We start from the raw sequence: 15,673 nt of genomic DNA, 5'->3' as shown, positions 1-15,673 counted from the left end.
CCTCGGTGGCGGGCGACTCATCGGACGATCATACCGTGCCAGAAGCGCACGCGCCGGGCGTGCCTCAGCTGCGCTCGACGTCGGCCCAGCAGTTCGGCGTTTCGTACAAACGCACGCGTTTGAGCTTGAGATTGACGCCGTAGTGCGCGTCGTAGACGTTCGCGAGAATGTTGAACGCGACGGCCGCGAGGTTCTCCACGGTCGGAATGCGATCCAGCACGACGGTCTTGTGATCCGACAGCGTCTGGAGGAATTCGCGCACTTTGACATCGCCTTCATAGACGATGAACGCGTGGTCCCACTTGTTGACGAGATGCTCCATCGCGAGCGCTTTCACGTCGGCGAAGTCCATCACCATGCCGCGGTCGGGCGCGCCTTCCACGTCGACGAGGTCGCCTTGCAGCGTGATTTCGAGCACGTAGCGATGGCCGTGCAAATTGCGGCACTGGCTGCGGTGATCGGGGATGCGGTGGCCCGCATCGAATTCGAGTTTTCGGGTAATCGTCTGCACGTCGGCTGACCGTCTTATATTCAGGGGATGTTCAGGTATTTGTGCGTCTGCATCGACAGGCGCCACTTCGGATGGCGCTTGCACCAGTCGATCGCCAGCTTCGTGTTGATGTCGCGCGACGGGCCGTCCATCGGCTGCACGAGAAAGTACTCGAAATCGAGTTTCTCGTATTCCGCGAGACGCTGGTTGTCCTGCGGCACCACGACCTTCAGTTCATTGCCCTTCGTCACGACGAGCGGCGCGTCGGCCTTCGGGCTCACGCAAATCCAGTCGATGCTCTCGAGCACCGGCAGCGAGCCGTTGGTCTCGATCGCCATTTCGAAGCCCGCGTCGTGCAGCGCATCGACGAACGGCTGGTCGATCTGCAGCATCGGCTCGCCGCCCGTACAGACGACGAACCTGTGCGCCGCGCCTTCCGGCCACAGCGATGCGATCTTCGCGACGAGTTCCGCCGGCGTTCTGTACTTGCCGCCGTTCTCGCCATCCGTGCCGACGAAATCCGTGTCGCAGAACTGGCAGACCGCGTCCGCGCGATCTTCCTCGCGCCCCGACCACAGATTGCAGCCCGCGAAGCGGCAAAACACGGCCGGGCGCCCGGCATTGGCGCCTTCGCCCTGCAACGTGTAGAAGATTTCCTTTACCGCGTACGTCATGACTGCCCTGTATGCCTCGTAAAACCCGTCGTGAAAATCAAACCGGCGCGGTGGTGACCTGCTCGCCCGCGCGATACGCCTCATAACCGCGCTTGCGCAGTTTGCAGGCCGGACATTGGCCGCAGCCGAAGCCCCAGTCGTGCAACTCGGCGCGCTCGCCGACATAGCACGTATGCGTTTCGATGCGGATCAACTCGACGAGCGCTTCGCCGCCGAGCGTTTCCGCGAGCCGCCAGGTGTCGGCCTTGTCGAGCCACATCAGCGGCGTTTCGACCGCGTAACGCGTCTCCATGCCCAGATTCAACGCGACTTGCAGCGCTTTCATCGTGTCGTCGCGGCAATCCGGATAGCCGGAGAAATCGGTCTCGCACATGCCGCCGACCAGTACTTTCAACCCGCGCCGATACGCCACTGCCGCCGCAATCGTGACGAACAGCAGGTTGCGCCCCGGCACGAACGTGTTGGGCAAGCCGCTCGCGGTCGCCTGGATCTCGATCTCGCGGGTCATCGCCGTGTCGCTGATTGCGCCGAGCACGGACAGATCGATCATGTGATCTTCGCCCAGACGCTCGGCCCACTGCGGAAACTCGCGCACGACCGCGGCGCGAAAGCCGTCGCGGCATTCGAGTTCCACGCGATGCCGCTGTCCGTAATCGAAGCCGAGGGTCTCGACCGTCTTGTAGCGTTCGAGCGCCCAGGCGAGGCACGTGGCCGAGTCCTGGCCGCCGGAGAACAGCACGAGCGCGCTGTCTTTAGCGTCTATCCGAGTCACCGTGAAAACTCCGTACTCCGTGAATGAGAAGGCGTCGCACGCCGCACAGGCAGTCGGAGTGACCGGACTTTGCCATGCGCGTTGCGGGCGCGACGTATGCGAGTCCAGTATAGGCCGGCGACCCTCGCCCGGACGCGCACGCCTTTTATGCCCCTGATAGCGGAACACGAGACGGATGGGCGAGCGCCGGATGCATGTTCCGGTGCATCGCTCGAGCGATTCGGAGCGTCGAAAAGAAAAGGACTTGCGGGTCCGAGGACGAGGCAAGTCCTTAATTCGACGCGGATTTTATCACGGAGCAAGGTTGTTCGCCGAGCTCGGGACGCCGCACGGTTTGCCAGCGGCAAGCTCCGAAGCATGCGGACGCCACAAAACAAAAAGCCCAGTCATTCGACTGGGCTTTTTGCCTGAAACTATGGTGGCCTGGGGCGGAATCGAACCACCGACACGCGGATTTTCAATCCGCTGCTCTACCAACTGAGCTACCGGGCCAACGAAGAAGTGAGACTATATCAGAGACAATTGCGGCCCTCAAGCCCCTCTGCGCATTTTTCTGCAAATCTTCAGACGGACGCGTTCACACCTCGTTCTTGTTCTTTCCGAGATCGACGCCAAGCTGCTTAAGCTTCCGATACAAGTGCGTGCGCTCCAGCCCGGTCTTTTCCGCGACGCGAGTCATGCTGCCGTTCTCGCGCGCGAGGTGATACTCGAAGTACGCGCGCTCGAACGCATCGCGTGCATCGCGCAACGGGATATCGAACGAGATGGACGCCGTCGTTCCTGCCTGATTCTGCGGCGCACCGCTCGCCGCCGCATCGTTCGATGCATTGAGCGCCGAGGCAGTCGGCAACGCGGCCGCCACCGGCACGCCCGACGCGCTCACGCTCGCCGGCGGCTTCGCCATCATCGTGACGGGCGCCGCCGCCGTGCCGTGCGCCAGCCCCTGTTCGACGGCCTTCAGCAGCTTCTGCAGCGCGATCGGCTTTTCGAGGAAATTGAGCGCGCCGATCTTCGTCGCTTCAACAGCCGTGTCGATGGTCGCGTGGCCCGACATCATGATCACCGGCATCGTGAGCTTGCCCTGCGCGGCCCACTCCTTGAGCAGGGTCACGCCGTCGGTATCGGGCATCCAGATGTCGAGCAGAACGAGGTCGGGTGTCTGCTGCAAGCGATAGTCCCGCGCGTGCTGCGCGTTTTCCGCCACTTCCACGACATGGCCTTCGTCGCTCAGGATCTCGGAGAGCAGTTCCCGGATCCCCATTTCATCGTCTACCACCAGGATGGTTGCCATTTACGCTGCCCTTGTCTGCACTGTTGCTTTTGTCGTTCCCTGATTCGCGGCCGCACCGGTACCCGGCGTCGCGCCGGGCGCCGCGGTATCGTCCGCGAGTTGGAGAAACAGAATCGATATCTGCGCGCCCTCGATCACATCCGCCGACTTCGAGCGGTTGCGTATGTCGATGCGCGCGCCGTGCTCGTCGACGATCTTCTTCACGGTTGCAAGTCCCAGACCCGTACCCTTCGCTTTCGTCGTCACGTAAGGCTCGAAAGCACGCGAAAGGATACGCGCCGGAAAACCCGAGCCGTTGTCCGAGACCGTCAGGCGAACCGCGACACGCGCATGACCCGTTGCATCGGGCTCGCCATATTCTACTGTTCTCGTTTCGAGCAGCACGCGCGGCTCAGCGACGTCCGCCACCGCGTCCTGCGCGTTCTGCAGCAGGTTATGGATCACCTGGCGGATCTGCGTCGCGTCGCCGCGGATCACGGGCAGCTTCGCGAGGTCGATCTTGATCGGCGTCTTGCCGTCCTCGATGCCGTACAACGTCAGCACTTCGGCGACGAGCTCGTTCAGTTGCAGATTGCCGAGCACCGCCGGCGGCGTGCGCGCGTATTCGCGGAAATCGTCGACCATCTGCTTCATCGCCTGCACCTGATTCACGATGGTCGTGGATGCGCGCTTGAGGACGTCCGCGTCGGTCGGCGCGAGCTTGTCCGCGAGCTTCATCTGCAGGCGCTCCGCCGAAAGCTGAATGGGCGTGAGCGGGTTCTTGATCTCGTGCGCGAGACGCCGCGCGACCTCGCCCCACGCGACCGAACGCTGCGCGGAAATGACATCGGAGATGTCGTCGAACACGACGACATAGCCGGTCGTTTCGGCGTCCTCGGAATCGCTTTCGGTCACGTTCAGCAACTGCGTGCCGCGCACGAGCAGCGTCAGTGGATCGTTCTCGCCGGGCACCGTCACCGCGACCTGCTGCTGCCAGTGACCGCGATCGCCGATCGGATGACCACTGCCGACCGCCGCCGCATCACGTTCCGCGAACGCTTTTTTCACCATCGCGCCGAACTCGGCGAGAACATCGATATGGTCGAGCGGCTGATTGAGCTGCGTGCCGAACGGCTGGCGGAAGATGCGGTCCGCGCCGCGATTCGCTGTAGTGAGGCGGAACTGCCGGTCGAACACGAACACGCCCGCCGTCAGATTCGCAAGAATGCTTTCCAGATACGCCTTCGAATGCTCCAGCGCGATACGGTTGTTCTCGACCGCCGCGCGCGCCTCGGAAAGCTGTCGCGTCATCGCGTTGAAGGACTGCGTGAGAAAACCCAGCTCGTCGCGCGAATTGATCTCGCGTTTGGGCGTGTAGTCGCCTTCGGCCACCTCCTTGGTGCCCTGCGCGAGCAGGAACAAGGGCCGCGCAAGCTGGTTGCCCAGCGCGAGCGCGAGCATCATCGCGATGAAAGTCGCGAGGAACAGCGCGAGCGTCAGCGTGCCGATATACATCTTGCGCAAGCCCGTGCGCCCGAGCCGCTTCTCCTGATACTCGCGGTAGGCGCGCTGCACGGCGTCGGCATTGCGTGCGAGTTCCTGACTCACGGGCTGCTCGATCTGCAGGAAGCGATCGACGTGCTGGAATTCGGTCGTGGTCGTCGGGTCGGGAATCTTGGTGATCACGCGCAGCCGCAACGCGCCCTTCGGCCCGTTCGATTTCGGATCGCCGTCGATCTCGCCTTCGATCGCGCCGTATGGATGATCCTGCGCCGCCTTCAGCATCGTGCCGGTCGGCTCGTTGGCCGGCAGGAGCGCGTAGTAGTTGCCCGACGCCTGCGCCACCGTGCGCAGTCCCGACACCCGCAGCGAGCCGTTGCTCGACGTCAGATCCTCGCGGTTGTACTGATCGCGCGGCCGCTCGAACACGACCGCATCCTGCACGCCGTATTGATCGCGCAGGCGCAGCAGCGAAAGCGTCAGGCTCGACGGATCCGCGCTGGCCAGCTGATCGCTCATCTGCCGGCCGCGGTTCTTGAAATCGGCGAGCGAGTTTTCGAGCATGCCGCGCCCGAGCGTCAGCCCCGACGTGAGCGCGGTCTCGACGTTCACGTCGAACCATGACTCGATACTGCGCGACACGAACTGATACGAAACCACATAGATGATCGCGCCCGGCACCACGCCGACGAGCGCGAAGATGAACGCGAGCTTCGCCAGCAATCGCGTGCCGAAGCGCCCTTGCCTCACCCGCGACACGATGATGATGAACAGGCTGACGACGATCAGCATGAAGACGATCGCCACCGCGACGTTCGCCGCATACAGCCAGCCGTAGTAGCGGTCGAAAAATTCGGTGTTCGCGCTCGCGAGCGCGAGCATCACGAGCAGCAGCACCGCCGTGAGCGCAACCGTGGAGACCAGCAGCCGGACGACGAAACTCTTCATGTCCGTGCGGCCGCGTCGAAATCTATTTCGCACGTTCTGCCGCCGTAAAAGTAAAACGCTTCCAGTCCGAGGACAGGTTCCAGTCGCGATTGTTCACCGCGTCGATCTGGAACGGCTTGGGCATCAGTGCGATGTCGAGTTGCATACGCACCGATGCGGTATAGGTTTCGCCGCCATGCACCTGGTTTCGATCGATGACATGCCACGAGGTCACATGCTTGATGACCGCGAGCGCTTCATTCAGCGACGCGAAACGCAACTGCAGGCCGCCCGTCGATACGCGATATTCGTTCGTGAGCGGCTGATAGGAAAGGCGGATGCTCTGCGACACATTGACCGGTTCTTCATCGAACCAGTACCAGCGTGGCCGCGACAGCGCGAAGTCGATCGTGAAATAGAGCGGCACGCTGCGGTTCACGGCTTCTTCGAGGCTGTTGTTGAGGTCGAAGTCGAAGTGCGCGTCGAGGCTCCAGCCGGCATTGTCCGCCTGCAGCGACGCACGCTGCACGGCGATCGTCTCGGCAAACGCGGGATCGGCCACGGCGAACGTCAGCCAGAGCGCCAGCGCAGTCCAGATGACAGCCGCGAGCCGAAGCGGGAAAAAGCGTTTGATCGTCACCGTTTCTGAAAGCGCGCGTAGAAGAATCCGTCGTGGTCCGCGATATTTGTACCGGCCGGTGAGCCTTGCACCGCGCCCGCGCTCGCGCGCGCCGCTGTCGGTAACAATTGCCCCGGCGCGTCCAATCGTACCGCATCTTCATGCGCGGCTCCAAACCAGCGAGCCTGTTCTTCGCCCTCCTCGGGAAAGATGGAACACGTCACGTAAAGCAGTTCGCCGCCCTTCGCGACGAGCGGCCACAACGCGCTCACGATGCGCCGCTGCTCCGCGACCAGCGCTTCGATGTCCGACGCGCGGCGCAACCAGCGAATATCCGGATGCCGCCGCACGATGCCCGACGCCGAGCAAGGCACGTCGGCGAGAATGCGATCGAACGGCGCGCCGTCGGACCATTGCGCGGGATCGCCCGCGTCGCCCACCGTGATCTGCGCGTCGAGTTTCAGGCGTTTCAGATTCTGTTCGATGCGGCCCGCGCGCTCGGCATCGCTTTCGAGCGCGATCAGTTCGACGTTCGCGAGTTCGAGAATATGTCCCGTCTTGCCGCCCGGCGCGGCGCACGCGTCGAGCACGCGCATGCCGTCCTTCAGGTCGAGCAGTTGCGCCGCGCATTGCGCGCCCGCGTCCTGCACCGACACGACGCCTTCGTCGAAGCCCGGAATGCGATCGACGGACATCGGCGTTTTCAGACGCACGGCGTGCAGGCCCACGGCTTCGGCATCGATATGCGCGTCGGTGAGGCGCGCGAGATATTCATCGACGCTGGCGTGCCGCGCATTCACGCGCAGCGTGAGCGGCCCCTGCGCGTTGCCCGCTTCGAGGATGCGCTCCCACGCATCGGGCTGGCCGCGCCTCACCGCGTCGATCCACCATTGCGGATAATTCCAGCGCGCGACGGGATTCGTGCGCGCTTCGTCGATGAGCGCGTCGCGTTCGCGCAGGAAGTTGCGCAGCACGGCGTTCACCAGGCCCTTCGCGAACGAGACCTCGCGTCGCGCGGCGATCGCGCCCACGGCCTGATCGACCACGGTAAAGGGCGCGTAGGCCGCGTGCGCTTCGTCGTCCGTCAACAGCGTGAACGCGCAGACGAGCACGTTCGCGACATGCGGCGGCGGCGCTTTCTTCACGAGCTTGTGCAGCAGCGCATCGGCGAGCGCGAGGCGGCGCATCGCCCGATACGCGATGTCCTGCACCGCGCCGCGCGCCACCGCGTGTTTTGCCGACGCGCTGACCGTCTGCAGCGCGGCCGGCAGCGCCGAACCCGCGCGCACGGCACCCACGGCTTGCGCCGCGCAATCGAGCGCGAACGCGAGCGAGTCGGGCGCGAGTTTCAGCGCGCTCAGGCGGGAATGGGCGGCGGTGTGCCGGCGGGAAGGCTTGTCAGTCATGAAGAAACGGAAACGGTGAGACGGCCAAGCGCGCGGCTTGCGTGAACGGGGATTGTAACTTGAGGGGATCGCGCGCCCGGGCGGGCCGCCGCCGGAAGCGAAAAAGGCCGTTCCGGCGCAACCGGAACGGCCTTCGTCATGACATCGGAAGCGTCAGAAGCGGCCCGTGCGCGCCATCTCCATCAGACGCGCGACGCGTTCTTCCGTCGCCGGGTGCGTCGAGAACAGATTCGCGATGCCGCCGCCCGAGAGCGGATTCATGATCATCATCTGCGCGGTGGCCGGATGCGCTTCCGCCGTCGGGAACGGCACGCCGGTGGCGTAGGCGTGGATTTTCTCGAGCGCGATCGCGAGCGCTTGCGGATCGCCAGAAATCTCCGCGCCGCCACGGTCGGCTTCGAATTCGCGCGCGCGGGAAATCGCCATCTGGATCAACGCGCCCGCGATCGGCGCGAGAATCGCCACCAGAATGCTCGCGATCGGATTCGACGGACGGCCTTCGTCATCGCGCCCGCCGAAGAACATCGCGAAGTTCGCGAGCGCGGAGATCGCGCCGGCCATCGTCGCGGAGATCGTCGAGATCAGGATGTCGCGATGCTTCACGTGCGCCAGCTCGTGCGCCATCACGCCGCGCATTTCGCGCTCGGACAGCACGCGCAGAATGCCCGTGGTCGCCGCGACCGCCGCGTGCTCCGGATTGCGGCCCGTGGCGAACGCGTTCGGCGCGTCTTCGTTGATCAGATAGACGCGCGGCATCGGCAACTGAGCCCGCGTGGCAAGCTCGCGCACCATGCGATAGAACTGCGGTGCGGTGGTTTCGTCGACTTCCTGCGCGTTGTACATGCGCAGGACCAGCTTGTCCGAGAACCAGTACGAAAAGAAATTCATGCCGAGCGCGACGATCAGCGCGAGCATCATGCCCTTCGACCCGCCGATCATTCCGCCGATCACGACAAAGAGGGCCGTGATCGCAGCCATCAGCATCGCGGTTTTGACCCAGTTGAACATGTCCGGAGCTCCTCTCCCTAGATACGCTGCGCGAAGTGCGCGGTTGCCCCGGCCGACATGACCGGGACGACAATTGTAAGCAAAATGTTAGATAGGGGCACCCGGCAATAATTCAATCCGCGGTCGCGCGATTTATCGATGGGACGTCGCGAGCTTGATGCCAAGGCCCACGAACGCGCCGCCGACGCCGCGATCCAGCCATTTCTTCACGCCCGATCTGCCCGCGAAGCGCTCGGTGACGCTCCCCGCGATCCACGCGACGAAACTGTTCCAGACCGTGCTCATCGCGATGAACACGATGCCGAGCGTGAGAAACGCGAGCGTCTTGTGCTGGCTGTCGGCGGCGACGAACTGCGGGAAGAACGACACGAAGAACAGCACGACCTTCGGGTTCAGCACGTTCGTGACGAAGCCTTGCGTGAAAAGCTGGCGCAGCGATTTGGCCGCGGCTTTTTCGTTCGCCTGCGACGGATGCGCGGCTTCGGCGTCGTCGTGTTTCGCGAAAATGAGGCGCACGCCGAGATAAATCAGATAAATCGCGCCGGCGATCTTCACGACGGTGAACGCCGTCGCCGATGCCGCGAGAATCGCCGTCAGACCGAACGCGCACGCGAGCGTATGAACGATGCAGCCCGCGGAAATGCCGAGCGCCGACACGATACCCGCGCCGCGCCCCTGCGCGACACTGCGCCCGACGATGTACGCAGTGTCGGGGCCGGGCGTGACGTTGAGCAGGAAGACGGCGATGAGGAAGAAGGTGAAACCGGTAATGCCGAGCATCGGAAACTCCAGACTGACGAGCGCGTGTTGACAACTATTTATTCTAGCGCCGCGCCTGTTCCGCCGTCCTCTACTGAAGCGCGAATCGCTGGCCCTTCGCGAGCGGCGCACCCGCGAGAAATTCGCGCACGGGCAGACGCTTGCCGCCGGGCTTTTGCAGTTGCGTGAGTCTCAGCGCGCCGCCGCCACAGACCACGACGATGCCGTCCGACAAAACTTCGATGATCGTGCCGGGCTCAGCGCCCGACGAAGCATCGACTGGCTGCGCGGACCATATCTTGATCGCGGCGTTGTCCAGCGTGCCGGACGCGCCGGGAAACGGATCGAACGCGCGAATCTGGCGCGCGAGTTCTTCAGCCGGACGCCGCCAGTCGAGCGCGGCCTCGTTTTTAGCGATTTTTTCGGCGTAAGTCGTGCCGTCTTCCGGCTGCGGTGTGGACGGCAGCGCGCCGTCGCGCTCGAGATCGCGCAAACCCGCGACGATCAACTCGGCGCCCATTTGCGCGAGGCGGTCATGCAGCGTGGCGGTGGTGTCGTCGGGAAGAATCGGCGTGCGCGCTTCGCGGATCATCGCGCCGGTGTCGAGACCGGCGTCCATCTGCATCAGCGTAATGCCGGTTTCTGCGTCGCCCGCTTCGATCGCGCGATGGATCGGCGCGGCGCCACGCCAGCGCGGCAACAGCGACGCGTGGATGTTGATGGCGCCGCGCGGCGGGATATCGAGCACTTCCTGCGGCAGGATCAGCCCGTAGGCCGCGACGACCATCACGTCGTGAGGCGTCGCGCGCAACAGGTCGATGGCTTCCGCCGCTTCCTGCGGATACTTGCCCGCGCGCCGCAGCGAAGTGGGCTGCGCAACCTTGAGCCCCTTTTCGACCGCGAAGCGCTTGACCGGACTCGCCGTGAGTTTCATGCCGCGCCCGGCGGGACGGTCGGGCTGCGTCAGCACGAGCGGCACCGAAAATCCGGCTGCATGGATGGCCGCGAGCGCGGCGGCAGCGAATTCCGGCGTCCCGGCGAAAACCACGCGCAACGGTTGAGTCATCGGTTACAGCGCCTTTTCCAGCTTCTTCATCTTGCCGCGAATGCGCGTCTGCTTGAGCGACGACAGATATTCGACGAACACGTGACCCGCCAGATGATCCATCTCGTGCTGGATGCACACCGCGAGCAAGCCGTCGCAGTCGATCTCGAAGGTCTCGCCCTTCTGATTCAGCGCCTTCACGCGCACCTTGTCGGGGCGCTCGACGAAATCGTAAATGCCCGGCACCGACAGGCAGCCCTCCTCCCATTCCTTCTTCTGGTCGCTCGTCCAGACGAGTTCCGGGTTGATGAAGACCATCAGTTCGTCGTGCGCGTCCGAGACGTCGATTACGATCACGCGCTCGTGCACGTCCACCTGCGTCGCCGCGAGGCCGACGCCGGGCGCGGCGTACATCGTCTCGGCCATGTCGGCGACGAGCTTGCGGATGCGGTCATCGACCACGGCGACGGGCTTCGCCACCTTGTTCAGCCGCTTGTCCGGGTAGTTGAGTATCTTGAGCAGAGCCATGATTCGGATTGTCTACGCGCGCCGCGACGCGTGTAAATCGGCCATTCGGCCAGGTTGTGGGTGAGTGCCGGCATGCCGAAGATATGCGGGCGAATCCAGTGGATTCAACGCCGCCGGCAAGCGGCCAATGGCGTCGCTTCGGGCCTGAGACCCAAGCCTGAGCGACGATTCTTAATCTGTTCCGGATCAAAAATCTTAACATGACGACCGCCGCCCTGCCGACCGAGGAAGCCGCCTCCACACTCGATGCCGAAGAACTGCGCGCGTGGCTGCGGCTCGCGCACGCGAAGGGATTGCGGCCGCTCGCGCTGCGCACGCTGCTCGGTGCTTTCGGCGGACCGCGCGAAGTGTTGTCGGAGAGTTTCGCGTCGCTCGCCAAAACCGCCGATGCCAGCGCCGCCGAGGCTGTCCTCGCGCCGCCGTCCGAGATCGAAGGCGTTGCATTCGAGCACTATATTGAAGAGGTTTTGGCATGGGCTTCCGAGCCCGGCAATCACTTGTTGACGCTCGCGGACGCCGGCTATCCGCAGGCGCTTCTCACCATGCCGGACCCGCCGCCGCTGCTCTACGCGAAAGGCCGGCTCGAGTTGCTTCAGGCGCGCGCAGTCGCCATCGTGGGCAGCCGGCACGCGACGCCGCAAGGTCTCGAGGATGCGCGGCGCTTCGCCCGCGCACTGTCGGATGCGGGGCTCGCGGTGGTGTCCGGTCTCGCGCTCGGGATCGACGCTTCGGCGCATCGCGGTGCGCTGGAGGGCGCAACCGGCACGATTTCGGTGATCGGGACCGGCGCCGACCTCGTGTACCCGGCGGCGCATCACACGCTCGCGCATGAAATCGCCCGCGACGGCGCGATCCTCTCCGAATGGCCGCTCGGCACGCCGGCGCGCTCGGCGAATTTTCCGCAGCGTAACCGGCTGATCGCGGGATTGTCGGGTGGCGTGCTGATCGTCGAGGCCGCGATGCGATCCGGTTCGCTCATCACCGCGCGTCTCGCCAACGAAATGGGGCGCGATGTTTTCGCGATGCCCGGTTCCGTTCACGCGCCGCTTTCGCAGGGCTGTCATCGGTTGATCAAACAGGGCGCGAAGCTGGTCGAAACGCCCGAGGATGTGCTCGAAGAATTCGGCTTCACGCCCGCGAGCGCGGCGGCGGCTGCGGCGAAACGCGCGAAGCTGCGCTCGGTCAGCGCGTCGTGGGCATCGGCGCGCGCGGCTGAATCTGTCATGAGCGCCGACGCCGCCCGCGTTCTCGATGCTCTCGGCCACGCGCCCGCGACGCTTGAAATCCTCGCGACACGCACCGATCTGGACGGCGCGGCGCTGCAAGGCGCGCTGCTGCAGCTCGAACTGTCGGGGCAGGTGGCCGCGCTTGCGGGCGGCCGCTATGCGGCGGTGGAGCGCTCGTGATGCCGCGTCGTGCTACATTCGCGGAAAAATGAGCCGTCCCCGCAGTCGATACCAATAAAGGATTTCGCACCCGCCATGTCCGCGCTGAATCTCGATACCGATGCCGATCGCATCGCGGAGCGCATCGCCGTGCCCGGCACGCTGTTCGTCGCCTGTCTGTGCGCCGAATGGTGCGGCACCTGCCGCGAATATCGCGAAGGCTTCGACAGGCTGGCGGACGCGCATCCGGAGATCTGCTTCGCGTGGATCGATATCGAGAATCACGCCGACCGTTTCGACGATCTCGACGTGGAAAATTTTCCTACCATCCTGATCGAGGATGCCGTCACGACGCGATTTTTCGGCACGGTGCTGCCGCAGGCGTCTATCGTCGGTCGAATGCTGACCGATCTCACCGCGCTGCCGGGCATGGTCGGCGCGCCGAAACTGCGCCCGGCGCTTGCCACGGCCTGATCGCGACGCACGCGAAACGCGCCTTTTGCGCTTCTCGCCATGCGCTTCGCGAGCCGGAAATTGAAACGCCCCGATGCGAGCTTCGACGCCCGCCGCGCAAAGCGTGTGCTATAAAGCGGTCGTTAAAGCAGTCCAAACCGGGCCGCTGCCAGTTACCAACCTTTTGAGTCATGTCCAAAGCCCTGATCATCGCCGAGAAGCCCTCCGTCGCGAACGACATCGCGCGTGCGCTGGGCGGCTTCACCAAGCATGACGAGTACTACGAGAGCGACGACTATGTGCTCTCGTCCGCGGTCGGCCACCTGCTCGAGATCGCTGCGCCGGAAGAGTACGACGTCAAGCGCGGCAAATGGAGCTTCGCCAATCTGCCCGTCATTCCGCCGCATTTCGACCTGAATCCGATCGCGAAGAGCGAGTCGCGCCTGAAGGTGCTGACCAAGCTGATGAAGCGCAAGGATATCGAGCGCCTCATCAACGCATGCGACGCGGGGCGCGAGGGTGAACTGATCTTCCGCCTGATCGCGCAGCACGCGAAGGCGAAACAGCCGGTACAGCGTTTGTGGCTGCAATCGATGACGCCCGCCGCGATCCGCGACGGCTTCGCGAACCTGCGCAGCGACGCCGACATGCAGCCGCTCGCCGACGCCGCGCGCTGCCGCTCGGAAGCGGACTGGCTCGTCGGCATCAACGGCACGCGCGCGATGACCGCGTTCAACAGCAAGGGCGGCGGCTTCTTCCTGACCACGGTCGGTCGCGTTCAGACGCCAACGTTGTCGATCGTCGTCGAACGTGAGGAGAAAATCCGCCGTTTCGTGCCGCGCGACTACTGGGAAGTGCGCGCCGAGTTCATCGCCGCGAAGGGCCTGTACGAAGGCCGTTGGTTCGATCCGAAGTTCAAGCGCGTCGAAAACGATCCCGAACAGCGCGATTCGCGCCTGTGGAGTCTCGCGGCTGCGGAAACCGTCGTCGCGGCCTGCCGTGGCAAAACTGGCACGGTAACGGAAGAATCGAAGCCGTCGACGCAAATGTCGCCGCTGCTCTTCGATCTGACGAGCCTGCAGCGCGAAGCCAACGGCCGCTTCGGCTTCTCCGCGAAGAACACGCTCGGCCTCGCCCAGGCGCTGTATGAAAAGCACAAGGTCCTGACCTATCCGCGTACCGATGCGCGCGCGCTGCCCGAGGACTACCTGAACACGGTCAAGGACACGATGACCATGCTCAAGGAGAGCAACAACTATCTGCCGTTCGCGAAACAGGTGCTCGACAAGGGCTGGGTGAAGCCCAACAAGCGCATCTTCGATAACTCGAAGATCAGCGATCACTTCGCCATCATCCCGACGCTGCAGGCGCCGAAGTCGCTGTCCGAGCCCGAGCAGAAGCTGTATGACCTGGTCGTGAAGCGCTTCCTGTCGGTGTTCTTCCCGGCGGCAGAATATCTCGTGACGACGCGCATCACCGAAGTCTCGGGGCATCACTTCAAGACGGAAGGCAAGGTGCTCGTCGAGCCGGGCTGGCTGCAGATCTACGGTCGCGAGGCCGCGGGCGAGGAAGGCAATCTCGTGCCGGTGCAGAAGGACGAGAAGGTCGATGTCGAAAAGGTCGAGGCCCACGGTCTCGTGACCAAACCGCCTGCGCGCTACAACGAAGCATCGCTGCTTTCGGCGATGGAAGGCGCGGGCAAGCTCGTCGAAGACGAAGAGTTGCGCGACGCGATGGCCGCAAAGGGCCTCGGCACGCCGGCGACGCGTGCGGCGATCATCGAAGGTCTGCTCGGCGAGAAGTACATGGTGCGCGAAGGCCGCGAACTGATCCCGACGGCGAAGGCGTTCCAGTTGATGACCTTGCTGCGCGGCCTCGGCGTCGAAGAACTCACCGCGCCCGAACTGACCGGCCAGTGGGAGCACAAACTTTCGCAGATGGAGCGCGGCAGCCTGCATCGCGATACCTTCATGCAGGAAATCGCGCGGATGACGCAGACCATCGTCAAGCGCGCGAAGGAATACGACTCCGACACAATTCCCGGCGATTACGCGACACTCGAAACGCCGTGCCCGAACTGCGGCGCGCAGGTGAAGGAAAACTATCGCCGGTTCGCGTGCACGAAGTGCGAGTTCTCGATTTCGAAGATTCCGGGCGGACGACAGTTCGAAATTCCGGAAGTCGAGGAATTGCTGCGCGAGAAAACCATAGGGCCGCTGTCGGGCTTCCGCAGCAAGATGGGCCGTCCGTTCTCGGCGATTCTCAAACTCTCGCTCGACGACGAGATCAAGAACTACAAGCTCGAATTCGATTTCGGTCAGGACAATGGCGGCGAAGATGGCGAACCGCCTGATTTCTCCGAACAGACGCCGGTCGGCGCGTGTCCGAAGTGCCAATCGCGCGTGTACGAGCACGGCATGAGCTACGTATGCGAGAGCTCGGTCTCGAATCCCAAGACCTGCGATTTCCGTTCGGGCAAGGTCATCCTGCAACAGGAAATCGCGCGGGAGCAGATGCACAAGCTCCTGACCGAAGGCCGCACGGACTTGCTGACGAACTTCAAGTCGTCGCGCACCGGGCGCAACTTCAAGGCGTTTCTCGTGAAGCAGCCGGACGGCAAGATCGGCTTCGAGTTCGAGAAGAAGGAAGGTAAGCCGGCGGCGAAGACGGCGGCCAAGCGCGGCGCGTCGGCGGAAGCACAGGCGGACAGCGGCGATGAAAGCGGCGACAGCGATGTCGCCGTCGCCGCCAAGACGACGTCCGCGAAGACCGCGGCGAAGAAGGCGCCCGCGAAAAAGGCAGCGGCCAGGAAGACCGCGGCGAAGAAGACGAGCTAA

General features: G+C 64.0%; 14 protein-coding genes and 1 tRNA gene. 3 read left to right on the top strand and 12 right to left on the bottom strand.

Annotation, left to right across the window (positions count from 1 at the left end; genetic code table 11):
• Window positions 1-64 precede the first annotated feature (64 nt).
• From queD to def, 12 genes are all read right to left on the bottom strand, one after another.
• On the bottom strand, window positions 65-511 hold the full coding sequence (queD, locus tag NK8_RS00165; RefSeq protein ID WP_162064621.1) for a 6-carboxytetrahydropterin synthase QueD: 447 nt from the start codon (window positions 509-511) through the stop codon (window positions 65-67).
• Between the two features lie 20 nt (window positions 512-531).
• Entirely contained in the window at window positions 532-1,164 is a 633-nt protein-coding gene (gene queE, locus NK8_RS00160; RefSeq protein WP_162064620.1) for a 7-carboxy-7-deazaguanine synthase, read from the bottom strand.
• Window positions 1,165-1,201: 37 nt separating this feature from the next.
• Window positions 1,202-1,936: a 7-cyano-7-deazaguanine synthase QueC gene (gene queC, locus NK8_RS00155; protein WP_162064619.1), complete on the bottom strand. Its 735-nt coding sequence runs from the start codon at window positions 1,934-1,936 to the stop codon at window positions 1,202-1,204.
• A 416-nt stretch (window positions 1,937-2,352) separates the two neighbouring features.
• Window positions 2,353-2,428, bottom strand: a tRNA-Phe gene (locus NK8_RS00150).
• 85 nt (window positions 2,429-2,513) lie between these two features.
• A complete protein-coding gene (gene esaR / locus NK8_RS00145) occupies window positions 2,514-3,227 on the bottom strand; it encodes a response regulator transcription factor EsaR (protein ID WP_213226782.1) in 714 nt (237 codons plus the stop codon).
• On the bottom strand, window positions 3,228-5,654 hold the full coding sequence (locus NK8_RS00140; protein ID WP_301549862.1) for a PAS domain-containing sensor histidine kinase: 2,427 nt from the start codon (window positions 5,652-5,654) through the stop codon (window positions 3,228-3,230).
• 22 nt (window positions 5,655-5,676) lie between these two features.
• A complete protein-coding gene (locus NK8_RS00135; RefSeq protein WP_162064616.1) occupies window positions 5,677-6,273 on the bottom strand; it encodes a DUF4390 domain-containing protein in 597 nt (198 codons plus the stop codon).
• The gene (rsmB, locus tag NK8_RS00130; protein ID WP_213226780.1) at window positions 6,270-7,658 is read right to left on the bottom strand and encodes a 16S rRNA (cytosine(967)-C(5))-methyltransferase RsmB; all 1,389 of its coding nucleotides are present in this window, start codon (window positions 7,656-7,658) and stop codon (window positions 6,270-6,272) included. The genes NK8_RS00135 and rsmB overlap by 4 nt, the downstream gene beginning before the upstream one ends.
• Before the next feature lie 153 nt (window positions 7,659-7,811).
• Window positions 7,812-8,666 (bottom strand): zinc metalloprotease HtpX, encoded by an 855-nt coding sequence (htpX, locus tag NK8_RS00125; RefSeq protein ID WP_162064614.1) that lies wholly within the window; start codon window positions 8,664-8,666, stop codon window positions 7,812-7,814.
• 132 nt (window positions 8,667-8,798) lie between these two features.
• Complete coding sequence (locus NK8_RS00120) at window positions 8,799-9,446, bottom strand: LysE family translocator (RefSeq protein WP_213226779.1); 648 nt, start codon at window positions 9,444-9,446, stop codon at window positions 8,799-8,801.
• Window positions 9,447-9,516: 70 nt separating this feature from the next.
• Entirely contained in the window at window positions 9,517-10,491 is a 975-nt protein-coding gene (fmt, locus tag NK8_RS00115; RefSeq protein WP_213226778.1) for a methionyl-tRNA formyltransferase, read from the bottom strand.
• A gap of 3 nt (window positions 10,492-10,494) precedes the next feature.
• Window positions 10,495-10,998, bottom strand: coding sequence for a peptide deformylase (def, locus tag NK8_RS00110; RefSeq protein WP_213226777.1), 504 nt, complete (start codon window positions 10,996-10,998; stop codon window positions 10,495-10,497).
• A 200-nt stretch (window positions 10,999-11,198) separates the two neighbouring features.
• Here def and dprA point away from each other — a divergent pair, with 200 nt between their 5' ends.
• The 3 genes from dprA to NK8_RS00095 all read left to right on the top strand — a co-directional run bounded on the left by dprA (window position 11,199) and on the right by NK8_RS00095 (window position 15,673).
• Window positions 11,199-12,404, top strand: coding sequence for a DNA-processing protein DprA (gene dprA / locus NK8_RS00105; RefSeq protein WP_213226776.1), 1,206 nt, complete (start codon window positions 11,199-11,201; stop codon window positions 12,402-12,404).
• A gap of 75 nt (window positions 12,405-12,479) precedes the next feature.
• Window positions 12,480-12,857 carry a thioredoxin family protein gene (locus tag NK8_RS00100; RefSeq protein WP_061174220.1) on the top strand — a complete coding sequence of 126 codons (378 nt, stop codon included), beginning with the start codon at window positions 12,480-12,482 and terminating at the stop codon, window positions 12,855-12,857.
• Window positions 12,858-13,027: 170 nt separating this feature from the next.
• Window positions 13,028-15,673, top strand: a complete 2,646-nt coding sequence (locus NK8_RS00095; protein WP_213226775.1) for a DNA topoisomerase III — start codon at window positions 13,028-13,030, stop codon at window positions 15,671-15,673.

Origin of the sequence: Caballeronia sp. NK8, from assembly GCF_018408855.1 — a bacterium.
In the GTDB taxonomy this organism is placed as follows: Bacteria; Pseudomonadota; Gammaproteobacteria; order Burkholderiales; family Burkholderiaceae; genus Caballeronia.
The sequence above is the reverse complement of the archived record's forward strand: the minus strand, read 5'-3'. Positions and strand labels throughout refer to the sequence as shown.